This is a genomic window from Larkinella sp. VNQ87 (genome assembly GCF_049445795.1).
Taxonomy (GTDB): domain Bacteria; phylum Bacteroidota; class Bacteroidia; order Cytophagales; family Spirosomataceae; genus Larkinella.
Genome location: NZ_JBMSDT010000009.1, coordinates 309,845 through 335,662, shown reverse-complemented (window position 1 = coordinate 335,662; position 25,818 = coordinate 309,845). Strand labels below are relative to the sequence as shown.

Here is a 25,818-nt window from a genome sequence, read left to right as displayed (position 1 = left end):
TCAGATCATTATGGAAATCATTCTGATTGTTTGCGTAGGATTGGTGTTCTACACCTATTTTGGGTACGGCATCCTCGTCTGGTTGCTGGTAAAAATCCGGGGGCGCCGGCCAACGCCAAATTCCGGGCAGCTATTTACACCGGACGTTACGCTGATCGTTCCCGCCTACAACGAACTGCCTTGTTTACCCGACAAAGTCGCCAACTCGTTCGGGCAGGATTACCCCGCCGACCGGATTCAGTTCATGTTTGTTACCGAAGGCTCGACGGATGGCTCGGCGGAGTATCTGCGGAAAACCTACGGCTCCCGGGTCAGTCTGGTCGAGGGCAGCGAACGCCGGGGCAAGGTAGCCGCCATGAACCGGGCCATGCTGGAGGTGAAAACGCCACTGGCCATCTTTACCGATGCCAACACCATTCTGAACACCCAGGCCGTTCAGCGACTGGTCAGCCATTTTCGTGATCCGAACGTGGGCGCGGTGGCGGGTGAAAAACGCATTCTGACGAACGACAGCGAGTCGGCGGCTGGTTCGGGCGAAGGGTTGTACTGGAAGTATGAGTCGTTTCTGAAGCGGCTGGATTCGGAACTGCACACGATTGTGGGCGCGGCCGGTGAGTTGTTTGCCGTCCGGACCGAACTGTACGAACCCGTCGAAACCGATACCATCCTGGACGATTTCATCATTTCCCTGCGCATTGCCGGGCGCGGTTACCGGGTGGCTTACGAACCGGATGCCTACGCGATGGAACGCCCGTCGTTTTCGATTCTGGACGAACAGAAGCGCAAAGTCCGAATCGCAGCCGGCGGTTTTCAGTCCATCGCGCGGCTGAAGTACCTGCTGAACCCGTTTCGGTACGGCTGGCTAACGTTCGAATACGTTTCGCACCGGGTGATGCGCTGGGCGGTTGCTCCGCCTTGTCTGCCGCTAATTTTTCTGGCCAACGCCGGTCTGGCGATTCGTGAGTGGATGACTGAGTCGTCGGGCGGCTATGGCTGGACGGTTTTGTTCGGTCTTCAGGTTTTATTCTACGCGGCTGCCTGGCTGGGATATCGGTTGGAACAAAAAAATCTGCGCTGGAAACTGCTGTTTGTTCCGTTTTATTTTACGTTCATGAATGTCTGCGCCCTGGCGGGGCTGGTTCGGTATTGGAAGGGAAACCAGTCGGGAACCTGGGAGAAAGTTCGTCGGGCAGGTGAAGTAGAACTGAAAGCGCCTTAGTATAAATGTCATAAGAAGGCTGGCTATTAAATAGGGAATTTTCCGGGTGGCCGTGAGTAATAACCGCACAACCCACAGCATTCAGAATGCTTCTTCGATACTATTGTTTGATCTTCTAAAAATAGTCTCCGGATTTGGAGACTATTTTTTTTAACCATGCAGAACAGACATCGACTTTAATAGACAAATTAGTTGGTTTAATAGGTCACTATTTCCGATGATTTCCAATTAAAATGTACTTTTAGATGAAACTTTTCGGTTACTTAAGGAAAAAATAGGATTATTATAATTTATTTTTAAAAAGAAGCGGAAATAATTTACCATTTTATAATTAAGTATAGTTTTTTAATTTTAATATTTGACGCTGTTTTGTTTAACTTTACTTAAAAAAAGCAAAAATATTTTCCTGAAAGACCAAATTTTGTCAGGGTAAATCCTGATCAAAATCAATTAAGTATGGCCCTGATTTTGAGGTATGTCTGATAGGTTATTTGAATAGCCGTACCAATTTTTTATTCAATAACTCTAAAATTTAATCGTCTAGCTTACCACTCAAAATCACAAAACATGAAAAGAATTATACTGTCTCTACTGTGTATTCTTTCTTCCTACCTAACGTTCGCACAAAATGAAGAAAGAGTCCAATTTGTATCGGTAACACCCAGTGAGGAAACCGGACAAGATTATTCGCCCTGGCTCGATGATAATACCGCCAATCTGGTGGCTCCGGTCTGGACCAATAATTTTAAATGGGTCGATGTGACTCTGAAACTGGAAAAGAAAACGATTTTAACCCGTCTATCATTTTACGACGGTGAAGGGGTTTTTACCGACAAACCAGCATCGATCTACGCCATTAACGGAACAGAAAAGATTCTCCTGGGCACGTTCGAAGGCCCGACCTATATGACCTGGATCGATATGCCGCTCACGAAAGCGGTTTTTGCCGATGCCATCGTCATTCACAAATATTCAAATAACATTCCCCAGAAAATCAAGGCGTTTGGAAAACCCATAACCTCAATGGCGGCCTTTACGCCGGTTCCGGGCAAAGTGGAAGCCGAGAATTACGCGGGCATGAGCGGGATTCAGACCGAGAATACGTCCGATACCGGAGGTGGAAAAAATGTGGGCTGGATCGACGATAACGACTGGATGGACTACCACGTCAACGTAGCTTCGGCCGGAGTTTATACCTTGAAATTCCGGATTGCCAACGGCTGGGGGAACGGGCAGATCGAGCTGAAAACCTTCAACGGTACGGTTTTGGCCATGCTCAATGTGCCGCAAACCGGTGGCCTCCAAAGCTGGCAAACAATCTCTACGACGGTTAGCCTGAATGCGGGCGAACAGATCCTGCGGCTGCGGGCCATTGCCGGAAACTTTAATTTCAACTGGTTTCAGGTGGAAAGCCCCATACCAATACCCGGCAAGATTGAAGCTGAAAACTATTCCGCCATGTTCGGCATTCAGACCGAGAATACGACAGATACCGGGGGAGGAAAGAATGTGGGCTGGATCAATGACAACGATTGGCTGGATTACGCCGTCAATGTTTCGTCGGCCGGATCGTATGCTTTCCAGTTCCGGGTTGCCAAGCAGTACGGCGATGGAAAGATTGAAATCCGCAATGCCGCCGGAACGGTTTTAGGGTCCGTCAGCATCCCGTACACCGGGGGCTGGCAAAGCTGGGCGACGGTGGCCGATACGGTTTCGTTACCGGCGGGCAGTCAGGTCCTGCGCATCCACGCGGCAAAAGGTGACTGGAATTTCAACTGGTTCGAGGTCAAGTCGGTAGCTCCTGTAGCCGTTCAGTCGGTCATTACGTTTGCCGCCGTGGCCGACAAAACCGTGGGCGATGCGCCGTTTGATCTGGTCGCCACCAGCAACAACACTCAGACTCCCATTACGTTTGCCTCGTCGAACCCGGCAGTGGTAACAGTTTCAAATCAAACCGGAACCTGGAAGGCGACGCTGACGGGGGCGGGATCGGCAACGATTACGGCTTCGCAAACCGGAAACGCCAATTATCTGGCCGCTCAGAATGTGGCCCGGACGCTGCTGGTAAATCCGACCCCGACGACGCCCCCAACTTCGTCGACCGCCGTGAAAATTCCGATCGAAGCCAAACGCTGGTACCAGCTCAATAACGTGAGCAACGGGCTGGAAGGGCTGTTCGATGGCATTACGAACGTCGATGTCAACACCGGTTATGGGAAGGTGCTGAGCAACTTCGATGCGTATTATCCGCTGCTGCCGGGCGAAACGATGACGATTGAAAGCATTAAATTTTTTGATGGAGCCGGTACCTTGGGTGATAACCCCATGACTTTATCGGTCATTACCGACCAATGGCAACGCATTCCGATTGCGACGTTCACCGGACAGGAATACAACGGCTGGGTAGGACCGTATCCGAACCGCTCCATTTCCGGCGATGCCAAATTTAAGCTTGATGTGCCGATCAGCAACGCCCGCTACCTGGTGATCAACGCCTGGTGGGGCTACCCGACGGAAATTGAATTGTACGGTAGTTATACTCCGACAACCGTTCCGACGACACCGGTTCCGCAGAAATCCATCAAACTGAAAGACATGATGGGCGTCAATGCTTTCGAGTGGGATTTTGAAGACGGCCGGACGCCGGAGTTGATCGATGAAACCCGGATGAAGATGGTCAAAACCTTCCGGGGTATTCGGCACTACATGGACTGGGAAAAGCTGGAAGCGAATGAAGGGAAGTACACCTATAACCCGACGCACAGCGGAGGTTGGAATTACGACGCCATCTATGAACGCTGCAAAGCCGAGGGCATCGAGGTGCTGGCCTGTCTGAAAACCATACCCGCCTGGATGCAGGCGACATATCCGGCCGATCAGCGAGACTCAGAAAATGTACCGGTGCGTTATGGCAAAGATTTCTCCGATCCGCTTTCGTACCTCGAACAGGCCAAGGTGGGATTCCAGTACGCAGCTCGTTACGGGTCTAATCCGAACGTCAACCCGGCGCTGGTAACCGTCAACAGCGCCCAGCGCTGGAACGGCGACGGCATCAACACCGTCAAAATCGGGCTAGGGCTGATCAAGTACATCGAGTGCGAAAACGAGCGCGACAAATGGTGGAAAGGCCGGAAAGCGTACCAGACCGCCCGTGAATATGCGGCCAATCTCTCAGCTTTTTACGACGGTCATAAAAATACAATGGGGCCGGGCGTCGGGGTTAAAAATGCCGACCCAAACATGAAAGTGGTGATCGGCGGGCTGGCTTCGGCCTACGCCGGGACCGACTACCTGCGGGGCATGATCGACTGGTGTAAGCAATACCGGGGCTACAATCCCGACGGAACCGTCAACTTGTGCTGGGATGTGATCAACTACCACCTGTATCCCGACAATGCCAATTCCTCGCAGAGCGGAACTGCAAGCCGGGGCGTTGCGCCGGAGATTTCAGCGGCTGTAAACGTGGCGAAGGAGTTTGTCGAAACCGCCCATAAGTATTCCTATGATATGCCCGTCTGGATCACCGAAACCGGTTACGATGCCAACCAGGGTAGCCCGATCAAAGCCATTCCGATCGGGACTAAAAACGAGTATGACACCCAGGCCGACTGGATTCTCCGGACGGCGCTGTTCTACGCTCGTTCGGGTGTGGAGCGGGTATTCTTTTACCAGATGTACGACGACAACTTCCAGAGCCCGGTTCAGTTCAGTTCGTCGGGGCTGATCAACGCGAACTTTACCCGCAAACCGGCTGCCGATTTTATCCTTCAGGCCACGAAACTGCTGGGTGCGTATACTTACAAACAGACGATCAGTACCAATCCCATTGTCGACCGGTATGAGTATCAGGGAAAATCCGCGTTTGCGCTCGTGGTTCCTGACGAGGTAGGCCGGACGGCGCAGTACACGCTGAATCTGGGTACGGCGACATCCGCGAAGGTTTACACACCGAAGGCCGGGCGCGACACGGCTGATGTGCAGACGCTGACTACGGTTGGCGGGAAACTGACATTGACAGTGACGGAAACGCCCATTTTTGTAATTGCGTCCGATCAGGTGGTTACTTCATCTGCGTCGACCACCGCTACGTCCCGGCTTGGTTCTGCCGAAACGACGGCGATTTCTCTGCACCAAACCGTTCGGGTGTATCCCAATCCGGTGGTTGATCAGGTAACGATCAATCTGGAAAATGACAATACGCAGCCGCTGGAGATCAACCTGTTCAATGCCAGCCTGGGAACTTTGCACAAACAGGTAACGTCCGAGAAAACATCGGCCCGGTATTCCGGGACGCTCAACCTGGCGGGCTTGCCCGCCGGAATGTATATTCTGGAAGTCAAGCAGGGGAACGATCGGGCTTTTCGGAAAGTGATTAAAGCAGATAAATAAGGCAAAACAACGGTTAGAAAATGACAAAAACCGACCACGTCTGGTCGGTTTTTGTCATTTTTAGGAAATTACTTCGTGAAAAAAGCCATCCGGAAAATTACTTAACGGAATGCTTTGAAGATAAGAAAAAAAATAGTTATTTCCGCCTGATAATTGCCTGATAGAAATTTGATAATCAGGTTGCTAGTAAAGATATTACCACCGTACTAAGCATGAGCATTTCCGCGAACGCTGATCGACAGCAGAACTCCCCAGTACCCCCGACCGAATTACCTGAAAAAGACCGACCGCCCAGTCGATTAGACAAAGTCCTTCTGGCGGATTTATACGGAGGTGACTGGCCTTTTATCCAGGAACAGTATGCCTACTTTCAGGAAGAGTGGCCCGTATATCGTCAGGAAATGACTACCAGTCTGACAAACGGCCAGTCTATTATATTTGGGCAGCAGGTTCACAAATTCTCTTCCTCCCTTTTTGCTTTGGGAATAACAAGAACGGCCGACCGGTTGAAGCTCTTGAGTGAGCGCTTCGACCAGCTAACGGCTATTGAGCGAAGCGTCCGCTGGGCAGATCTTGTACAAGAGGTTGAAGAGGCCATTAGCGAGATGGTTCTGGAACAACAACCGGGCTAATGTTCAGCCAGAGTACCATTTCAGCTAATGGGTAGTTACCCCGTACCTCTTTTTATCCTCAACAATGGAAAACGCTTCACTTAAACCCCGCATTCTGGTCGTGGAAGACGATGCTCCTCTGCGCCGTTTACTCATTCATCGTCTTTCCATCGCCGGATACGGCGTGATGGCCGCTCAGAATGGCCTGGAAGCCGTCAGTTGGCTTGGCAACCCCGGCCATGCTCCCGATGTGGTGCTGCTGGATATATTTATGCCCATCTACAGCGGGCTGGATGTTCTGGCTAAAATCAAATCGATGGCCCAGAAAATGCCCGTTATATTGATGTCACAGGCCGAAATGCCCATTGCCCGCGAAGCCGTGCGGCAGGCTTCGCCGGATGCTTTCTTGGCCAAACCGTTTAAAATGGAGGAGTTGCTGACCCTGCTTGGTCAGTTCGTGGCTCCCGTTCCGGCTTAGAACAAGTTTTTTGGTTTAAAGTATAAAGTTTATCGTTTAAAAATCTATTGTGCTCATTATAAACCAAATCAATAGCCCGAAAAACAATAACCTTATACTAAAAACTATAAACTACTTTTGTCTGATTACTCAAAAGAGCAATTCGTAATTGTATTTAATTTGTCGGTAAAGCGCCCGGCCCCAGATCACAAAGAAGTTCGTGTTTTGGTGTCGCCAGTTGCTGCGGGTTACCGTGCTCGGTTCATCTTCGGAGTTCTTCTGCTCGAACATGGCATTAAAATCCGTTAGAAAGAGCCCTTTACCCTTCTTTTTAATGAAGGACAGACACATTCGATACTCGGTTTTATCTGACTTGATCCCCTCGACGTACCGGCCGAATTTATCCAGAAACGAGCTTCGCCGTAAGTGCGGATGGTCGCTGTAGTAGTAAATCTTGTTATAATCGCCGTACCAGGGTTTGTATAACATCCGGGAGTAGCCATTTTTGTACGGTTCCAGATACGGATAAGCGAAGTAGGCATAAAACCGGACAATGTCCAGCGTATCGTCTTCATTCATCATGGCTAAAGCATCCCGGAAATGTGTGGCAAATGCCGATTTTGGTATAAAATCTTCCTGAACGTATAGCGTATAGGGTGTTTTTACAGCTTCCTGGCCTTTGTTAATGTTATTGGCAAGGCCTTTGTTCTGGGGGGTTGTAATCAGACGGAATTTATACGGTTTTGCCAGCGATCGAAGGACCGTCAGATGCTCGGGTTTACTGCCATCGTCGGAAACAACAATGTCATCGAACGTACAGTTTAATTCTCGGAACGTACGTAACAATCGTTCCAGCGAACTGCTGCGGTTATAGTGCGTAATGAGCAGGGTTACACCCGGAAAATGCGTTGAGTCGGTCGTCATGGTATTCGGAAAAAAGCGGTGGGGAACGCGGGATAGAAAGGTGGTTACTCTTTCAGCATGGCCAATTCAAAGGTGTTTTTTAAAAGCCGGTATTTTAAATACCACCAGCGGGCAAAAAGCATCATGGGGTTCGTGCTTTCCCGCCAGTTAGCGCGGTTTAGGGTGCTTGGTTCGGAAGACGTATTCTTCTGGTCGAACATGCTCGTAAAATCGTTCAGAATGAGTCCCTTTCCTTTCTTTTTAATGAACGACAGGCACATCATAAATTCACTTTTATCGGAATGAATGCCTTCGATATAGCGACCAAATTTGGTTAAAAACGAACTTCGGCGCAGGTGCGGATGATCACTGTAATAGTAGAACTTCAAATGATTGGCATAAACCGGCCAAGATTTGAAAATCATTTTCGAAAAGTTCTGGTTGTATGGTGTCACATACGGGTACGGAAAGTAGGCATAAAACCGGATAATGTCCAGTGCGTTATCGCTGTTCATGATGGCCAGCGCTTCGTTGAAATAAGCAGCAAACGTCGCTTTCGGTACGAAATCTTCCTGTACATACAGCGTATACGGTGTCTTGACGGCTTCTTGCCCTTTATTGATGTTATTGGCAAGTCCTCTGTTTTTGGGCGTCGTCACCAATTGAAAATCAAACCGGTTATTTAGCGCCTGAAGCGCATTTAAATGCTCCGGGCGACTCCCGTCATCCGAAACGACAATGCCGCCGAAGGTACAGTTTAACTCCCTGAAAGCGTGCAATAACCGTTCCAGTGAACTGCTGCGGTTGTAATGCGTGATCAGTAAGGTTACTTCCGGAAAATGCGTTTCCATCGTGGTATCAACTAGTAGGTAAAATCAATCACTCTTGACCTATTTAATCAGCGTTGCAACAGCACCTGCCCGGTTTTTCGGTAATTTTTTACTTCGCGCGTAACATCGCTGCTTCGGTAGGTTATTTCCCAGGTATAAATGCCTTCCGGGCATGGTTTATCCCGGAATGTTCCATCCCAGGTAAGTTCCCGTGAAGTGGTCGAAAACATGACGCTGCCCCAGCGGTTGAAAAGCCGGAATTCGAACGTGAGCGTTTCATCCAAGTAAAGGGACAAGTCATCGTTAATCCCGTCGTCATTGGGCGTAAAAACATCGGGGATAAAAACCCTTGGGCTGGTGCATTCTTCCGGTGATAAAACCGTCAGGCTTACCGTATTGGAAACCGATCGGCAATGGCTGTCCGGGTCGGATAAGACATTCGGCGATTCGGTGCTTAGCAAGCGATAAAACCGCTGGCCGGTGTACGTAGCAACCAGCCGGTAAGTGGCATTAGTCGCGTTGGGCAAGTTTTGCCAGGTGCTTCCGTCTTCACTTTCCTGCCACTGGTAAACCGGGTTCGTATAGCCTGCGCCCAGCTCAGATTGTAGCCACTGGGACGAATTCTGGCAAATTTCCAGACTGGTTTGTTCCGTGCCCTCATAGGCTATTCCGAGGGCAGGATGACAGGGCCGGAACTGGATATCATCCAGCGCCAGATCGTTCCCGCAGCCGCCCGGCCCCTGGTTGATCAACTTGACCACTACCGTATTTTCGGCAGGAGGCATCGTAAACAGAATCGAATACCGCAGCCAGGTAGGGCTTGCCGACCGGCCGATTGAACCGGTCGTAAACATTTGCAGGGGTCGGCCATCGGTTCGGGCGATAGTCATGGTAATGTTCGGGTTGAGCGGGACCGGTTCGATGGCGTTGCAGCCGTCAGTTTGCATGGGACTCATCAGGTTCATCACCCACACCGAAAACTCGTAGGTGATGCCGCTGCACAATCCGCTAACCGACTTGCTGTAAAATTCGCCGGGCTCGAACGACGCATTGACGACGAGCATGGTTCCGTTCTGATCGCCGGGCGTGTGGTCTTCGGTGATCGGGTGCCAGCTTGTGGCGTAACACTCCGTGGAATGCACGACGATGTATTCTCCGTCGCCGGGGCAGCGGTCCGAGACAAACCGGTAGGTGGTCTGGCCCGGTTCAAGGGGTGTGGCGATGCGGTTTCCGAAGGTTTCGTTGATGATGGGTTCGCCTAAGGTGCCGGTGCAGGTTTGCGCAAAACCAACCAGGCTACGGGTTAACAGGGCCGTTAGCAACAGGAATGGAATTAGCAAACGGGCATCGGAACCAGCCATAGGAAATCCGTCACGAAGGCGTCGAACCGGACGCGGAAAATGAGAAACCCAGGTCCCGAATGGCCTGCCGAACGCGGCTCGTAAAGGCTTTGCCCAGGCTGCCGTCGGCCAGCAGTCGGCGGTCGCTCGTCCAGACCCGGGCCGCCGGATCGGTCACCCGCAACGTGCGGCCCTTGCCCTGTTGTTGCAGGGAAAGCGCCATCCACCCGTCTTCACACTTGCCCGACGGCGGGGGCTTGATCCCGGCAGCAATCAGTTCGGCCACCGAGCCTTCACGACCACTGTCGAGCGCAAAACCGCCGACCGCCAGCGCGTCGGCTCGCCGGAAGGCAAAATTGAACCCGTACACGTTCATGAATTCCTTGTCGCTGTACCGAATCTGGTTGATCCACTGCGCCGTTTTTTCGTACCCCAGTAGCGCCAGTCGGGAGGAGCGTGGGCTGGGCAGGAACGAATACAGCCCGTACGTACAGGCGATATCCGGGTTTTGCAGGGGGGCCGTCAGGGCTTCCACCCAACCCGACGGATACAGACAGTCGGCATCGGCATTGGCCATGTAGATGCCCCGGGCGGCTTCCAGACCGGCCTGCCGCGCAAACGCAACGCCAGGTCGGCGTTCGAGAATGGACCGAACCCCGCAGTAATCGAGGAGTTCCTGGGTGCGGTCGGCCGAGTTATTATTGACCACCAGCAGTTCCGTCGGGCGGGAAATCCGCTGTTCGGCCAGCGACGACAGCGTGTGCAGCAAATTGGCTTCTTCGTTATAAGCCGGAATCACGATGGATACTTCCGGCTTATCCACCGTAAAGCGAGCCAGACGAGCGCGTAGTTCCTGGAGCTGCCCCACCGCTACATGCTTGGGATCATAAACAAACGAATGTTTAGAGAGCCAGTTCGGTAAAAGAAAATTGCTCACGGCTTTGAAGCTTTAAGGCTGATTTATTGGGGTAATAATTTCATCCGGCACTCGCCATTTTTCACGGTGATGACCCCAGACCACGAACGGCTGGCGGTTCTTGCGTGAAAATTGTAGGTCCCCTCGGGCCCCTGGAATGTTACATAACCGTCCTGTCCGCAACTCGCCGGGGTACCGGATGCCTGGAAGGTGTTGATGACGCCCTGCATCGTACTACCGACGTACACTTCAATATCGCTGCTCCGACCGTTGGTCCAGAACATGACGCTGCCCGTGGTCGGAATTCCCGAAACCGACATACTGCGCGAAACCTGGTCGGTGCTGTTGCCATTTTTGGCGATCAGCCGGGCTGTAAAAACCCCGTTACTCTTGAAATCGATCAGAGGGTTGGCGTCGGTCGATGCCTGTCCATCGCTAAACTCCCACTGGTAGCGGTCGGCGTTGACGGATTTGTTGGTAAACTGAATGCGGCCCGGCACTGCGCTCACCGGCGCAAAGTCAAACGCGGCCGTCACGTATTTGACCAGGCCGGTAATCTCCACGCTGTTCGACACTTCGTCTTCACCGACGCCGTTTTTGGCCGTCAGGACGATGGTAAACGTTCCGTCGGTTTTATATTCAATTTCCGGCGACTCCTCGGTCGACGCGCGTCCGTCGCCGAACGTCCACTGGTAGCGGTCGGCGTTCTGGGATTTGTTCGTCAGCTTGATTTTGCCCGGCGAACCCTGCACTTTTTCTACCGAAAATTCGGCGATAGGCTGAGGGGTAATGTCGGGCTGACAACTGAGCGTAACCGTGATCAGGGCGATCAGCAATAAAAATCTATTAAGAATACTATTCGGCCTCATTTTTATTTTACCAGTATGTTGAATACGAAAGGTGATCTTGTTTTCCGGAACGGTTTTGAATAAACACGGACGCCATAACAAGTTTATATCGACAGTTTTATAAGGATTGTCGAAACGTTCTAATCTCCGGGAGTGACACTTTAAATTTCAGCGTTAATGCCAGGTAAATTACGCCACCGAGTACAATTTGAATACCGGTATTGACCACGCCGACGTAACCAATCAGCTCCTTGTAGGCGAAAATAACGGCGACCATCAGCAGACAGAAGCTAAGCGGTTTGATGATGTTTGCCAGAAAATCCCGGAAGAAACTGCCGATCAGGGAATGCGCAATGTAAAAGTTTAAAATCAGGCTCAGGAACGTGGTGGTCAGGTACGAGAACGCAATACCCGTCACCTGCCAATACGTTCCGAAGAAGTACAAAAGCGGTATTTTTATCGCCAGCGTCGCCAGGTTTAAATAGAACAGCAGATTTGGTTTCCCCTTGGTAAAAGCCAGGGTAAACAGCGGGTGGGCCAGGCAACCGAAGAAGCTTTGAAACACGAAAATCTTGATCAGGGGAATGGTATTATCCCAACCCGGCCCGTAGAAAAGCGGAACAACGCTCTCGGCGGTGATAAACAATCCGGCGAGCAACGGAAGATTCAGGTAGCTGATGATGTCGAGAATCTTGATGTACGAATTTTTTAATTCTTCGTTATTACCCTTCATTTTTGCCAAAACCGGGTAGGCAACCTGAAGAATGATCGGGTTTAATTTGTTGATTGGAAAAACCGCTAATTGGTAGGCAATGGTGTAATAACCCAGTGGCGTAACCCCCAGTAAACTCCCTACAATGATGTTATCCGCATTGGCCTGAATAAACCCAAGCAAACCGTCTCCCACGTTGAATAAGCCGAACCGAAGGTGATCATTGATTAGACGAATGTTGAAATAAAGGCTCGGTTTAAAATACTTGCGCCCTAGCAGAAAGGACAAGGTGCTTTTAACCAGGTGCATAATCAGGTAGCCGATGATCAGCGAGGTTTCGGCAAAACCGTTAAAAGCCAGCGTAATGGCGATCGATGTGCCGGTAAATGTGCCGATAATTTCGATAATGGCTACTGATTTAAACTGAAGCTCTTTTTGCAGGATGAACAGGAAAATCTGTCCCAGGTAATTGATGATAAAGTACAGCGAGGCCAGTTTAATGACTTTATCCAGCCGGGGCTCGTCGTAGAAATCAACAATGAGCGGGGCGCTGAAATACACAATCAAAAAAACCGTCCCGCCGAGTATCAAGCCCAGAAAATAGAGCGTGGAAAGAACCTTGGGATCACTCTCCTGCTTCGAAATAATCGAGTTGGAAAAACCGAGGTTGCTGAAAATGAAAAAGAAATTGATAATCAGCATACTGACACTGACAACCCCAAACACGGACGGGTCGAGCAGGCGGGCCAGGATGGAGACCTGCAAGAATTGGAAAACCGTCGAAATAACGGTCGAAACCGTGATCCATTTTCCGCCACTGATGGCCTGTTGTTTCGTACTCATGTGCCGGGGTCAGGAGGTCTGTTAGCTTATTTTTCCGTACTGGAAGGTGCGTTGATTTTCCAGCGAACGAAGTGTCCGCTGCACCGCAAGGGAGTGCTCGGGCTGAACCGGCCGTTGCTCGCTATCCAGCTTGGTTGGGGCATCGAGGTAGCTGCCGTCAACCCGGTTCAGCACTGCCAGCACCGGGTGCGACGCCACTTTGAGGTACATCTCCAACACTTTCTTTTCCGTCTGGCTCCAGAAGCTGTTGACATCCGTCACCAGGATCGACACAGTGCTCTGATTGATCAGGTAGAGCGGAATCGGGTTGCTGATCAGCGCCGGTATTTCCAGAATAATCCGGTCATACTGCGAAGCGTCGAACTTGGTTTCCTCGTCGAAGAGAAATTCAATTTCGGTCACATTCATCAGGTCGGAGCGACGGGTGTAGGGAAAGAACGTGACGCCTTCCTGTTCGATTTTTTCCTGGTTGTCGGCCAGCCGGGGGTAACAATAAGCAACCTGCTGGCCCGCTTCAGCATACACCCGGCTCAGGCTGTGGGCGGTCCAGGTCTTCCCCTGTTTGGAACGGACGCTGAACAGGGTAATGATGGGCGGGAAAGACTTGGTCCCCGTCGATCGGACTATTTCAAAGTTGATGGCGTTGCACAACTGCTCCAGCATACTGAGCGCCGTACGACCCGCTTTGGAGTTGATGGAAAACTGTTTAACAACCGGGAAAACAGCCGAAATAGGCCGCCCAATGAGCTTTTCGGCCTGTTCGGGCGAGCTGATTCGGCGGTCGAACCAGAATCGGAGCCCCGTCAGCACCAGCGCCAGGAACAGCCCCACCCCGAAGCCGAGGGCAACGAATAGCCAGCGTTTCGATTGGGCTTCGTACGGGAAATTCGGCGCATCGAGGACCGTCAAAGCACCATCCACCGCGATATCCTGCCGGTGGGTGATGGCCTGGTTCAGGTATTGGACCGAAGCCATATACTCCTTCTCGGCCAGTTCCAACTCCCGCTTCAACTGCCGCAACTGCGACTCGAGCGGGCCATATTCGTTGGTTTTGGTCTGGTATTCACTCATCCGCGATTTGAAGACTTCCAGCCGGGCTGAGGACTCTTCAAAATCGATCACTTTTTCCAGCCATTCGTTCAGCAGGGTGCGTTGCGGAATTCCTTCGGGCGAATTTTCGGCAGTCGAATAATTACGCGCCGTCGTTTTCAGGGCTTCCGTAGCCTGATCGACCCGGTTTTGCAGCCGGGAAATGACATTCTGAGCTTGTCCGTAAGCCTGGGCATTGATCAGCTGGCTCTGAGCCTCGGTCAGCTCAGCCTGTTTGGCTTTTAGGTCGCTGTTAGTTGCCAGCAGAACGCCCTGTTGCCCCATTCGTTTATTCAGGGCGTCCATTGCGGCTTTGGCGGCCCGGTTTTGCATCAGCTCCTTGTTGTAGTCGCTCGTAAACAACTCCCGGGAAGCCGCAGCATTTTTGGTTTCTTCTTCAAAATTCAGGACTTTATGCTGGACGTTGAAGGCTCTGAGTTTACTCTCGGCCTCATCCAGCTTCTTTTTCGCTTGTGCCGATTGCGTTTCGTAATAGCTGACAACGGAATTGGTCTCGGCGGTTTTGAGCGTGGTGTAGCGTTTGTTCAAAATCGAAATGGCGTAATCAAGTGTGTGTTTGGCCACCGCCGGATCGTCGGATTCGTACTCCATGTCGAGCATGTCGCTGGGGTTGCGACGGGATGCTTTCATTTTTTTGCCAATCACCCAAACCGAACAATAAGACTCTGATTTGAGCAGGAAATGCTGAACCGGGTTGTCGAGCGGGGAGCGCGTGAGGCTATCGATCCGTCGGTAAAGCGTCACATAATCCGCATTTTGTATCAGCGACCGGCGCAGGTTTTCCGGAATCGCCTGGCGAATGGCTTGAAAACCCGGTGCCGACAAAATCTTGCCGTCCGGTTTTTCCAGTGGCAGGTGCTGCGTCAACAGGCTAACCGCAATCTGGAGCCGCGTTTCCCGCGAGTTGAGGGTGGTAAGGAGGTTCTCGAAGGCTGCGCCCGAGTGATCGATAAAACCGGCCTGCTGATCTGTGAGTAACGAATAACCCGACGCCAGCCCCGTGTAGAGGGTGGCCTGTGATTTATAAAGCCGCGGATCGTCTTTCGTAAAAAAATACACCGAAACCGCGGTGACAGCGGGAATCAGGATAAACCAGAGTGCGTGCTGTTTGAGAAGACGCAAAAAAACTCGTGGTGTCATTGACTTTTTGATTAGGCTGTGTGAAAATGAGCCGTTTCGGTTTTTGTCAGAAACGCTCAGTTTATTTCCGTTTTAATTCCTGGAGCGGCACCCCAACGGCCAGTTCGAGGTAATAAATGTTTTTCAGAAATTCCCCCCGGGCTTGTTCGGTAATGGTCTTCGCCTGGGCGTATGCATTGCTGGCCGAAGCCAGTGTAGTCGGATCAAGGCGGCCCTGTTGCGAGTTGGCCTCGGCAATCCGATACACCGCATAGGCGGCCTGTTCATCCTGTAGCCGGACTCGCAGAATCCGTTGAGCAGTCAGCAAATCCTGGTAGAGGGTGAAGATGTCTCGCTTCAGTTGAAGCTCAACCGTCTCTTTTCGGATTAATGCTGTCTGATAATTGGCGCGGGCCTGGCGGATTTTATGCCCGCGACTGAACAAATCATAAAGACTGATTTGCAGACCCACCCCCGTTCGGTAACCGTTGGCAATCTGACCGAGAGCATCGGACCCAAACGAAGTGTTCGACAGAATGGCTTGATTACCAAAGGAATAGTTTGTAAAACCGGTGGCTGTTTGGAGGATCGCGATTTTGGAAAGTTTGTAATCTACGTTTTGGGTCGTGATGATTTCGTTTTCCAGCCGAACGAGAGGAGACTTGCTCACGGCGATTTTATAAATTTCGTCAAAGGACACGAGTTGTGCTCCCAAATCCCGTGAAACATCCAGATATAACGTATCACTGGCCGTAGAAATGGCAGCCGCGGTGGAGCGCGATTCAGGACTTTGGGCGAAAAGGAGCGAAGGGGACAGAAGCCAATAAAAAGGCAGTATGTTGCCTTTTTGAAATGTCTCATTTAACAGATTCCAAAATCTCGCTATCATCACAGAAAAATCGCCAATCGAATATCCTAAATTGCTATTATCAGAATTGAGTTAGCAAAAATAATACCATACTACCGGAGGTGTTTAGCCGGTTTTTTGGATGAGTTGTGCCCTATTTTGTTTTAAAATATTGATAGTAAGCTTATTAAATTGGTCGCGTCCTTTACAAATGTGAATATTAAGTGACATATTTATAACGGAATTGAAAATGTTGTTCAAAAGTTGGGGTATTCTCAGACAAGTTAGTAACCGGTTTTCGATTTCTAAAATTAAGCATACTATTTGCTTTACCTGACCGGAAGGAAAGCCGCCAATGGATAATTTATCAGACAATGAGTGGCGTAATGTTACAACAAAAAAATAGGTTTGCAATACATTCTCATACGATCATGAACAAACTGTCTGGCGAAATAAATTATGTTATTACATCTCGGCAACCATGGGAAGAAAAGCAGTTGGGCAGTAACATCCGGGATATGGCGCGAACCCTGGCGGGGAGCAACCCGGTTTTGTTTGTGAATGAACCCCTGGACTGGTCGGCACGGCTGTCCAAGAAATCGGGTCGGGCGCAGCGCCGGGACGAATTCCTCGCTGAAAATCAGGGGCAGCACCTGGTTAAAGCGGAAAATAATTTATGGGTGCTGTCGCCCCGTACATTACTCGGTTCGTTCAACTGGCTGCCCGATTCGGTGCTTTACGACTGGGCCAACCGGTTCAACGGTAACGTTCTGGCTAATGAAATCAAACAGGCCGTCGCGCAACTGGGCTGGAAATCCTTCGTTTTGATCAACGATAACGACATGCTCCAGGGCTTTTACCTGAAAGAGTTGCTGAATCCGCTGGTTTACGTCTATTATCTGCGCGATAACTTTCTGGCGGTGGATTTCTGGAAACGGCACGGCCAGCGGCTCGAACCGCTGTTGATGAGCAAGGTGGATATCGTGGCCAGTAATTCAATGTACCTGGCTAATCAGGCGGCTCGCTACAGCCAGCGCTCGGTTTATGTGGGTCAGGGCTGCGATCTGAAACTATTTACCCCCTCGGCGATCAAAGAAATTCCGGCCGACATCGCTGCGTTGCCGACACCGCGTATCGGTTATGCCGGAGCGCTGACCGGGCTGCGGCTCGACGGAGATCTGATCGGTGCCATTGCAACCCGCCGACCCGACTGGCAGATTGTGCTGATCGGGGCAACTGACGATTCGTTTCCGACCGATCGGCTGAAGGCCCTGCCAAACGTGACTTTTCTCGGGTCGAAAGCTCCGCACGAGATTCCGGCGTACCTGGCTGCAATGGATGTGCTGATTAACCCACAGGTTTTCAACGAAGTAACCATCGGTAATTATCCGCGCAAAATCGATGAATACCTGGCGATGGGAAAACCGGTGGTGGCCCGTAAAACCGAAACAATGGCTCTCTTCGAGCAGCATGTTTACCTGGCCGACAACACCGAAGAGTTTATTGCCCGGATTGCCGATGTTCTGAACGGTAAGGTACTGTCGACGCCCGAAGAACGGATTGCCTTCGCCTGGGAACACACCTGGGCCAATTCGGTCGGGATGCTGACCGACGCCATCGACCAGTTATTGGTTTCGCAGCCCCAGACGATCTGACCCCTCCGAAACCGTATGAAAGCGTATCTGGATCAGAATCCACGATTGAAACAGTTTGTTCACTGGTTGTTAATTCCCCGGAACGAGGCCCGTCCCCGGCTCTGGGTGAGCTGGCTGGTCAACCCTTTTCTTCATCAACGGCATCGCAGCTCGAAAGTCCGGGCTTCGGTTCGCCTTGACGTGTTGCCGTTCAATCCGTTTTCAATGGGCGAACACAGCGTAGTTGAATCTTTCAGTGTCGTCAACAACGGGGTGGGGCCAGTCCGGATCGGTGCCCGGTGTACGGTCGGGATCGGCTCGGTAGTCATTGGTCCGGTCACGCTCGGAAACGATGTCATCATGGCCCAGCACGTCGTTCTGTCCGGGTTGAATCACGGTTACGAGGACGTTAGCCGGTCGATCCGGGAGCAGCCGGTCGTAACCCGCCCGATCGTGATCGAAGATGAATGCTGGATTGGTGCCAATGTTGTCATCACGGCGGGTGTAACTGTCGGACGCCATTCGGTGGTAGCCGGCGGGAGTGTCGTAACACGGGATGTGCCACCTTATTCCGTGGTGGGTGGAAACCCGGCCCGCTTGTTGAAACAATACGACCCCGGCGAGAAAGCGTGGGTAAAACCAACGGTCCGGGTGTAAAACCACCCGAACCGGATTCCTTTCATTGCAATCCCTTTCTTCTGGTTTCCGTAAGTGATTTTGATATTTCTGCAATGATCTGAAAGCAGCTTAGAAGGGTTTTTCCTCTACCGGTTTCGAAAAACTCGTTTCCCAGCGGTAACAGGAGGTGAACAGCAGGGCATTGATGTAGAGCATCGCACTGGTCGGGAATTGGCCCAGGACCGGATTGGAATACCCCATGACCACGATGCCGACAAACACCGACAGCAATGCCCGCATCAATGATTTAAGCTCCGGATTCTTGAGGTTCCAGACACGGTACACGCCAATGCCGATCAGTGACAGGAGCATCAGGATGTACACCGTCAAGCCCACCACGCCCACTTCAATCCAAAGTTCGACATACCAGCTATCCGGCGCAATCTGCGAGGCCCAGTGCCAGGGAGTAAACCGTTGGCCGGTATCCATTGACGTGCTGATTCCGGCACCGAATGGCAAGTGTCTCAAGTAATTAGCCAGTTTCTCCTGGTTCTGTAACCGCAGCAGGAAGGAAGCATCTTCCATCGGATTCAGGGCGGTGCGCATCCGTTCGATCTGATAGTTGCCACTACCGATGGTGGTGTATTTCAGAATAAAAAGGAGCGGGGCCGCCAGGCAGATTCCGAGGACAATTTTAGGAATATCCCGCTTCATGAACAGGTAAAAACCGTAGCCGGCAATAAGTACAAAAAGCGCAGAGCGTGTTCCCGAAACCGCATAACCCCAGAAATACACTAGCAGTAGCAGGAGGGCACCCAGTTTACGCAGGTTCGATTTAGCTTCGAAGCACCAGATAAAACAAACCAGCGATGCGGCCGCCATCTCGGCCCCAAACTGGGAAGCATCGCTGTAAAACGACCAGCTACGCAAGTGACCAAATAAAACGTGCGTGGAAGCAGCCCCGGAGTTAAGCCAGATCGTTTCATTGACGGTCAGGCCGATGTATTGCTGTTTAAAGGCCCAGAGCGCGCCCAGTAGCGACCAGATCAACCAGGTTCGAAGAATGATCCAAATATCAGACCGGGTGATGTCAATCAGGAGCATCGTGCAGGTTACAATGAAAAAATGCAACGAGAAATAGCGGGCGTGAAAAAACCAGGCCGGCCGGTAGGGCGATTCGGGGTTGAAAAACTCCAGAACCGTATAAATCAGCCAAATGCCGACGAGGTAAAAAGCCGGATGATGTAGGCGCTTCCATTCCAGCCGCTGGTTGTTTAACAACAGACTCACGATGGTTAACCCTAGAATGCCATCGATGATTAAGCCGAACGGGATGCTGATCGGTAGAAACCGTGACAGGGCGTTGATCAGAAAACTCATCTGGACATACACCATAAACCCTACTTTGGGCTCAGCCAGGATACCGCCTACCAGCATCAGCCCCACCGGAAGGACCACAATTGCGCCTAGCGCCAACACACCTACTTTAGCAATCAGGAAGCCCGATGCCAGAGCGAGCAGCGTTCCCAGGACGCTGAACAACCAGTACTGTTTCTGAATTTGTTGGGCGACGGACGACACCTGATGTTGCATAGAATCAACTGAAAGCGGGCACTGGCTCCGGTTCGCACGCTTCGAAAGATAAACATACCCCGGATGACTTCCCGGCAAACCGGGTTGTGCAACTGAAAATCCAACACATATCGTGCCAAGGGACGGCTAGACTGGATTGGTCTTGGGTGTAATTACTCCGGTTTGTAACAATATTGAGATGGTTTTAACATTTTCTGCGGTACCAATACAAAGTTATCTGGAAATAACAACATACATAGGTTAAATTCGGCAAAGTGGCAAAAATAATTACACATTTTTTTGCCGCTTTAAAATTAAGTGTTTTCCTTTGTAGAGTGTTGGATAATTCAGGCTATATACAGCAGAATTAAGTCCGGAAAAGATGTTGAAAAGAGTTAATTTTCACACTATTTAATCCAATTTCAGCTTTCTTCTCCGTTCTGAAACCAACCTTTTAGAAATTCCAAAACTGACTGATATAATTGGTGGAAACGTTGTTTGAAATATTTGATAAGTGTTTTTACTTAGTATAAGTAATCAGGGTGTTGAGTAGATATTATTTCAATTATAACCCAAATATGTCCTACCATGAAAGTCCAAAAGTTAAATGTCCTCATCGTTGAGAGTAACCGCTTTCTTTTATCGATTTTACAGGAAACCTTTAAGTCTGACTGGAATGTGACCCTGGCTAGCAATGGGCTGGAAGCCATGGATTTGCTGGAGCGGGGGCTGCCGGTCGACTGCATTATTACCGATCTGAAACTTCCTAAATTTAATGGCTTGGAGTTGATTCGGATGGTTCGCCAGACAGGGCGCCATCAGGCGGTTCCCATTCTGGCATTGTCCGATTCGGGCGATAGCGCCACCCGGATCCAGTCGTTGGAAAACGGTGCCGACGATTGCATGGCCAAGCCCTTTAATCCGCTCGAAGTCCGGGCCAAAATCCGGGCGATGCTCCGACGGTCAGGAAATGCCCTGACCCGGATTACTAAATCCGGAAGTGCCGATTTTCAAACGGTCCGATTTACCCGGTTTTGACCAAGCGACAAGTATTTGTCGTTTTACCAGACAAAAATTACCTCTGTTCTACCCATAAATTAATGTGCCGGGGTGGGGATTTGATCACCAAATCTTCACCCTTTTTTTGTAAGTCGCTTCGCCAAACGGTTGAATGGTATATTATTTGCTGTCGAATGGTGGTCAATCCGATGATTTAGCCAGGGAATTTGGGAAGATGTAAAACCGTATTCCTAATAACCCTGTCAAATTATCAGACGAATTGATCGACTGTTTGTAGGGCGACAAGTATACCGTATCATGGATGTTCTGAGTTATCTGATCCTGGGACCGCTGGGGTTATACCTTGTTTTTAACGTCGCCTATCTGTTGCTGTTTGCGGTAGCCGGGCGGCTTGGGGGTAAAGATGATTTGCCCCTGTCAAAAACGGCTTCGCGGCTTCGGCGGATTGCCGTGCTGGTCCCGGCCTACAAGGAGGATCAGGTCATTCTTGATTCCGTACAGGCCAACCTCCGGCAGACGTACCCCGCCGATGCGTATGATATTTTCGTGATTGCGGATTCGTTTCGTTCCGAAACCCTCGAAAAGTTGGCTCGTTTGCCGGTTAAAGTGCTGGTAGTCAGTTTTGAGCAATCAACCGTTCAGAAATCACTGACCAAAGCGCTGGAATTGCTGTCCGAAGGTGTCTACGACATTGTGCTGGTTTCGGATGCCGACAATCACATGGCTCCGGATTTTCTCGACCGCATCAACCGGGCCTTCGACCAGGGCTGGCGGGCCGTGCAGGGGCATCGCGTCGCCAAAAACACCAACACCAGCGTGGCGGTTTTCGATGCCATGAACGAAGAAGTGAACAACCACCTGTTCCGGGGTGGGCAGCGGGCACTCGGTCTGTCGGCTTCGCTGATCGGCTCGGGCATGGCATTTGAACCCGAGACGATGAAGCAGGCGATGGGGCAAATCCGGTCGGTAGGAGGGTATGACAAAGAACTTGAGATGCTGTTGCTAACCCAGGGCCTCCGCATTGCGTACCTGAAAGACGCGCTGATTTACGACGAAAAAGTGCAGAATCTGGAAGTGTTTGAGCGGCAGCGGACGCGCTGGATTGCTGCCCAAGTGCATTTCGTGAAGCTGTATTTTCGGAGTGGTGTCGAGCAGTTATTCAAGGGTAACGTTCACGCGTTCAACGGCTTATTGAAAGGTTTGCTTATTCCCCGCATCTTATTTCTGGCGTTTCTATTTGCCGGAACGGTTTTCGGGCTGCTTCTGGGTCTGCAACCGGTTTTTCAATTTTTCGGGCTGTTGCTGGGGGGGCTGGCGTTGGCGCTGCTGATCTCCATTCCCGGTTACCTGTGGCAAAAAATTTCCTTCCGGGATCTGCTTACACTACCTCTGCTGATCTTCCGCATGGTCCGTTCGCTGCTCAAAATCAAAACCGCCAGTAAGAAGTTTCTGCACACCCCACACGGGGAGACGGCGGTGAAGGAAAATTGAGGTTGTTACACAGAGTTAATCAGAGAACATCAGGGTTTATCGGAGTGTTTCTCTGATTAACTCTGTGTAACACCCCTTCTTACAAATTCATCTTCTTCATCTCCTTCACCGCGTAATCCACGGCCCGGGCCGTGAGGGCCATGTACGTCAGCGAGGGGTTTTGCGTCGAGGTCGAGGTCATCGAAGCCCCGTCGGTGACGAAGACGTTCTTACAGTGGTGCATCTGGTTCCACTTGTTGAGCAGCGACGTCTTCGGATCTTTGCCCATCCGAGCCCCGCCCATTTCGTGAATGTCGAGCCCCGGATTCCGGCGGTCGTCACGGACCCGAATATTCTTGAAACCGGCCGCTGTGAACATTTCCGTCATCTGCTCCTGGTAATCCTTCACCATCTTATCGTCGTTGTCGTCGTAGGCAATCGAGATTTTCAACTGCGGAATGCCGAACGGATCTTTCAGGCTGTTGTCGAGGGCGACGTAGTTCGTTTCTTTCGGAATGGTTTCGCCCATCATGTGCGAGCCGACGTACCAGCCGCCCAGAGTCGGGTTCGCCAGGTTGTTTTTCAGGTCGACCCCGATGCCGTCCGAATTGGTGCGCGACGCCCGGCCCGCCGAAAAACCGGCCGCGTAGCCCCGTAGGAAGTCGGTTTCCTGCTTATAGACGTTCCGGAAGCGCGGAATGTACGGGCTGTTGGGGCGCCGTCCGTCCGTGGTCGAATCCGGAAAACCGTCGTATTCGCCCGAGATGCCCGCCCGGTAATTGTGGAAGGCCACGTACTTGCCGAGCACACCGCTGTCGTTGCCCAAACCGTTCGGAAAGCGGTTGGAGGTGGAATTCAGCAGCACCAGGTTGGTGTTCAGGGCCGCGGCATTGACGAAAATGATGCGAGCGTAAAATTCCATCATCTGCTTTGTCGTCGCATCGATGACCCGAACGCCGGTGGCTTTCCCTTTTTTCTCGTCGTAAATAATCGAATGAACGACCGAATGGGGGCGCAGCGTCAGTTTACCGGTTTTGGCCGCCCAGGGCAAGGTCGAGGCATTGCTGCTGAAATACCCGCCAAACGGACAGCCGCGCTCGCAGATCGTCCGGTGCTGACATTGGGCCCGGCCCTGTGCCGTGTGAATGGGCATCGGTTTCGTGATGTGGGCTGCGCGGCCCATAATCACGGGCCGGTCTTTGTACTTGGCCGCCATCTGCTGGCTAAAGTATTTTTCGACGCAGTTCCACTCATGCGGGGGCAGAAACTCGCCATCCGGCAAGGTCGGAATGCCATCCTTGTTTCCGGTTATTCCGGCAAACTTTTCGACGTGGCTGTACCATGGCGCCAGGTCGGCGTAGCGAATGGGCCAGTCGACGGCAAAACCGTCGCGGGCGGGGCCTTCGAAGTCGAAATCACTCCAGCGCTGGGTTTGCCGCGCCCAGAGCAGCGACTTGCCGCCAACCTGATAGCCCCGAATCCAGTCGAACGGTTTTTCCTGCACATACGGATGTTCGGCATCTTTCACGAAAAAGTGGGCTGATGTTTCGTTGAAAGCGTAGCATTTGCCCACAATCGGGTTCTCCTTCCGAACCGACAGCGGCAATTGGCCCCGGTGTTCCATTTCCCAGGTGTTGAGCATGGTGGTCGGATAATCCACGACGTGTTTGACGTCGCGGCCCCGTTCCAGCACCAGCGTCCGCAAGCCTTTTTCAGTCAGTTCTTTGGCGGCCCATCCCCCACTGATTCCGGAGCCAATCACGATGGCGTCATAGGTAGTGGCTTTGACCGCATCGATTGCAAAATTTGCCATATCAGTTGGAAGCAATTAGCGGTTTTGTTGAGGTTTATTGGTTGTATTCTTCGCCACGACCGGCACACAGCCGTAGTAATGGCCCGGAATCATCTGGTAATGAACGATATTGTTCATGACGTATTCGGAGGTCATGTACCCCCGAATGGTGAGCCCCTTTACGAGTGAGAAAAAGTCTTTCTGAACCGGCTCCGTCGACTGGCTCATGGCCTTGAGGAGTTCGGTGCGCTGGCTGGCGTCGAGCGAGGCAAACGGTTTGCTGTAGGTTTTCTGGGCGAGGGTGTCCACTTCGGCCAGTCCTTTCGTCAGGGTTTCCTGGGCCGACGGTTCCAGGCAATCCGTTACGATTTTCTGGATGAAGGTATGAACGCCCAGGGCTTTTGCACCGGGGGTATCGGTGGCCGGAATGATGGTTTCGGCGATGTCGGCCAACAGGGCATCGGCTTTGGGGGCCAAAAGCGTCGGTCCGGCCGGGATAGTGGCCGGGTTCCAGGTGTTGGCCCAACCCGGCAGACTGACCAGTCCGCCGATCGCAACTGCCAGACTTTGTAATGCTTTTCGTCTTTCCACGAGAAGGTTGTTAATATGATTTACGGTTTACTGTCTTCGATATTCAGTGTTCAATATTCATTATTCTTCTGGTTGCCACGAGTGACAACCGGATTTTTCCCGAAAGAACAACGTGTAGGAGTCGCTTGAGGTCAGGCGAGGGATTTTCCAAAAAATTGTACTCATTCAATTGCAGGCAGGAAATTATTCTGAACAAATATAGCAAAAAGTACAATGATTTGGGAGGGTTAGGTGCCGGATACAGGTGAGGTAGATGATTTGTGGGAGACGCGAACAAAGTGCCGGGAAGGTGAACTGAAACGGGCGGCTTTTTATTTATCAGTTATACACCTCAAACCACAAACACTCCGATGAGCCCGACTACTGTTGATCCCCGCAAATTTCCGATTGGTCCGCTTTCGCTACAGGATACGTACTCCTCGGACGAACTGGCCCATAACATCGCCATTCTGGTGGAAGCTCCTTCGCAATACCGGCAATTGGTTGAAAACCGGTCGGCCGATGAATTAGCCAAAACGTATCGGGAAGGGAGCTGGACCGTACAGCAACTCATTCACCACGTCGCCGACATTCACCTGCTTCATTATTTTCGGATGAAAAAAGCCCTTACCGAGCCGGATTACGATACGCCGACGCTCATCAACATGGATGGCTGGGCGGCTACCCCGGACGCTACCCTGGCACCAATCGAGGATTCGTTACAAATGTTCGAGACAATCAACCTTCGGTATTTATTCCTGATCCGGTCGCTGGACGAGGCCCAACTGGCCAAAGCGTATTTTCACCCGGTTCGGAAAATCCGGATCGATCAGGCGCAGGCCGTTGCCATGTCGGTCTGGCATGTGCAGCACCATTTGGCGCATATCAAACTGGCCCTGGGATTGCCATGATCGACAAGGAAGTTGTATGTCAGGGAGCTTTTAGCAATGGCTGCTAATTCGTAAAAATGATACTTTATTTATACTTTAGAACTATTC

The 25,818-nt window shown here is 51.4% G+C and carries 20 protein-coding genes; 9 read left to right on the top strand and 11 right to left on the bottom strand.

What is annotated here, in order from left to right:
• Window positions 1-10 precede the first annotated feature (10 nt).
• From ACO2Q8_RS17830 to ACO2Q8_RS17815, 4 genes are all read left to right on the top strand, one after another.
• Entirely contained in the window at window positions 11-1,219 is a 1,209-nt protein-coding gene (locus tag ACO2Q8_RS17830; protein ID WP_423346204.1) for a glycosyltransferase family 2 protein, read from the top strand.
• Window positions 1,220-1,786: 567 nt separating this feature from the next.
• The gene (locus ACO2Q8_RS17825; RefSeq protein ID WP_423346203.1) at window positions 1,787-5,608 is read left to right on the top strand and encodes a carbohydrate-binding protein; all 3,822 of its coding nucleotides are present in this window, start codon (window positions 1,787-1,789) and stop codon (window positions 5,606-5,608) included.
• Window positions 5,609-5,820: 212 nt separating this feature from the next.
• On the top strand, window positions 5,821-6,240 hold the full coding sequence (locus ACO2Q8_RS17820; RefSeq protein WP_423346202.1) for a hypothetical protein: 420 nt from the start codon (window positions 5,821-5,823) through the stop codon (window positions 6,238-6,240).
• 64 nt (window positions 6,241-6,304) lie between these two features.
• Complete coding sequence (locus ACO2Q8_RS17815) at window positions 6,305-6,697, top strand: response regulator transcription factor (RefSeq protein WP_423346201.1); 393 nt, start codon at window positions 6,305-6,307, stop codon at window positions 6,695-6,697.
• 129 nt (window positions 6,698-6,826) lie between these two features.
• Here the strand turns inward: ACO2Q8_RS17815 and ACO2Q8_RS17810 are convergent, their stop codons facing one another.
• From ACO2Q8_RS17810 to ACO2Q8_RS17775, 8 genes are all read right to left on the bottom strand, one after another.
• Window positions 6,827-7,600 (bottom strand): glycosyltransferase family 2 protein, encoded by a 774-nt coding sequence (locus ACO2Q8_RS17810; protein WP_423346200.1) that lies wholly within the window; start codon window positions 7,598-7,600, stop codon window positions 6,827-6,829.
• A 44-nt stretch (window positions 7,601-7,644) separates the two neighbouring features.
• Window positions 7,645-8,430 carry a glycosyltransferase family 2 protein gene (locus tag ACO2Q8_RS17805; protein ID WP_423346199.1) on the bottom strand — a complete coding sequence of 262 codons (786 nt, stop codon included), beginning with the start codon at window positions 8,428-8,430 and terminating at the stop codon, window positions 7,645-7,647.
• Between the two features lie 47 nt (window positions 8,431-8,477).
• Window positions 8,478-9,770 carry a gliding motility-associated C-terminal domain-containing protein gene (locus ACO2Q8_RS17800; RefSeq protein WP_423346198.1) on the bottom strand — a complete coding sequence of 431 codons (1,293 nt, stop codon included), beginning with the start codon at window positions 9,768-9,770 and terminating at the stop codon, window positions 8,478-8,480.
• Window positions 9,771-9,780: 10 nt separating this feature from the next.
• Window positions 9,781-10,686, bottom strand: coding sequence for a glycosyltransferase family 2 protein (locus ACO2Q8_RS17795; RefSeq protein WP_423346197.1), 906 nt, complete (start codon window positions 10,684-10,686; stop codon window positions 9,781-9,783).
• Between the two features lie 23 nt (window positions 10,687-10,709).
• Window positions 10,710-11,501, bottom strand: a complete 792-nt coding sequence (locus ACO2Q8_RS17790) for a PKD domain-containing protein (RefSeq protein WP_423346196.1) — start codon at window positions 11,499-11,501, stop codon at window positions 10,710-10,712.
• A 130-nt stretch (window positions 11,502-11,631) separates the two neighbouring features.
• Window positions 11,632-13,068 carry an MOP flippase family protein gene (locus ACO2Q8_RS17785; RefSeq protein WP_423346195.1) on the bottom strand — a complete coding sequence of 479 codons (1,437 nt, stop codon included), beginning with the start codon at window positions 13,066-13,068 and terminating at the stop codon, window positions 11,632-11,634.
• 21 nt (window positions 13,069-13,089) lie between these two features.
• The gene (locus ACO2Q8_RS17780; RefSeq protein WP_423346194.1) at window positions 13,090-15,300 is read right to left on the bottom strand and encodes a GumC family protein; all 2,211 of its coding nucleotides are present in this window, start codon (window positions 15,298-15,300) and stop codon (window positions 13,090-13,092) included.
• 79 nt (window positions 15,301-15,379) lie between these two features.
• The gene (locus tag ACO2Q8_RS17775; protein ID WP_423346193.1) at window positions 15,380-16,186 is read right to left on the bottom strand and encodes a TolC family protein; all 807 of its coding nucleotides are present in this window, start codon (window positions 16,184-16,186) and stop codon (window positions 15,380-15,382) included.
• Between the two features lie 389 nt (window positions 16,187-16,575).
• Here ACO2Q8_RS17775 and ACO2Q8_RS17770 point away from each other — a divergent pair, with 389 nt between their 5' ends.
• Together ACO2Q8_RS17770 and ACO2Q8_RS17765 are read left to right on the top strand one after the other, a co-directional pair.
• Complete coding sequence (locus ACO2Q8_RS17770; protein ID WP_423346192.1) at window positions 16,576-17,799, top strand: glycosyltransferase; 1,224 nt, start codon at window positions 16,576-16,578, stop codon at window positions 17,797-17,799.
• Between the two features lie 15 nt (window positions 17,800-17,814).
• Window positions 17,815-18,435 carry an acyltransferase gene (locus ACO2Q8_RS17765; RefSeq protein ID WP_423346191.1) on the top strand — a complete coding sequence of 207 codons (621 nt, stop codon included), beginning with the start codon at window positions 17,815-17,817 and terminating at the stop codon, window positions 18,433-18,435.
• 90 nt (window positions 18,436-18,525) lie between these two features.
• Here ACO2Q8_RS17765 and ACO2Q8_RS17760 read toward each other — a convergent pair whose 3' ends face one another.
• A complete protein-coding gene (locus ACO2Q8_RS17760; protein WP_423346190.1) occupies window positions 18,526-19,989 on the bottom strand; it encodes an O-antigen ligase family protein in 1,464 nt (487 codons plus the stop codon).
• Between the two features lie 567 nt (window positions 19,990-20,556).
• On the opposite strand from ACO2Q8_RS17760, the gene ACO2Q8_RS17755 reads away from it, so the two are divergent.
• Together ACO2Q8_RS17755 and ACO2Q8_RS17750 are read left to right on the top strand one after the other, a co-directional pair.
• Complete coding sequence (locus tag ACO2Q8_RS17755) at window positions 20,557-21,006, top strand: response regulator transcription factor (RefSeq protein ID WP_423346189.1); 450 nt, start codon at window positions 20,557-20,559, stop codon at window positions 21,004-21,006.
• Between the two features lie 279 nt (window positions 21,007-21,285).
• A complete protein-coding gene (locus ACO2Q8_RS17750; RefSeq protein WP_423346188.1) occupies window positions 21,286-22,479 on the top strand; it encodes a glycosyltransferase in 1,194 nt (397 codons plus the stop codon).
• Window positions 22,480-22,558: 79 nt separating this feature from the next.
• Here ACO2Q8_RS17750 and ACO2Q8_RS17745 read toward each other — a convergent pair whose 3' ends face one another.
• Both ACO2Q8_RS17745 and ACO2Q8_RS17740 read right to left on the bottom strand, forming a co-directional pair.
• Window positions 22,559-24,271 carry a GMC oxidoreductase gene (locus ACO2Q8_RS17745; RefSeq protein WP_423346187.1) on the bottom strand — a complete coding sequence of 571 codons (1,713 nt, stop codon included), beginning with the start codon at window positions 24,269-24,271 and terminating at the stop codon, window positions 22,559-22,561.
• A gap of 15 nt (window positions 24,272-24,286) precedes the next feature.
• A complete protein-coding gene (locus ACO2Q8_RS17740) occupies window positions 24,287-24,841 on the bottom strand; it encodes a gluconate 2-dehydrogenase subunit 3 family protein (protein ID WP_423346186.1) in 555 nt (184 codons plus the stop codon).
• A 350-nt stretch (window positions 24,842-25,191) separates the two neighbouring features.
• Here ACO2Q8_RS17740 and ACO2Q8_RS17735 point away from each other — a divergent pair, with 350 nt between their 5' ends.
• Window positions 25,192-25,731, top strand: coding sequence for a DinB family protein (locus ACO2Q8_RS17735; RefSeq protein ID WP_423346185.1), 540 nt, complete (start codon window positions 25,192-25,194; stop codon window positions 25,729-25,731).
• Window positions 25,732-25,818 lie beyond the last annotated feature (87 nt).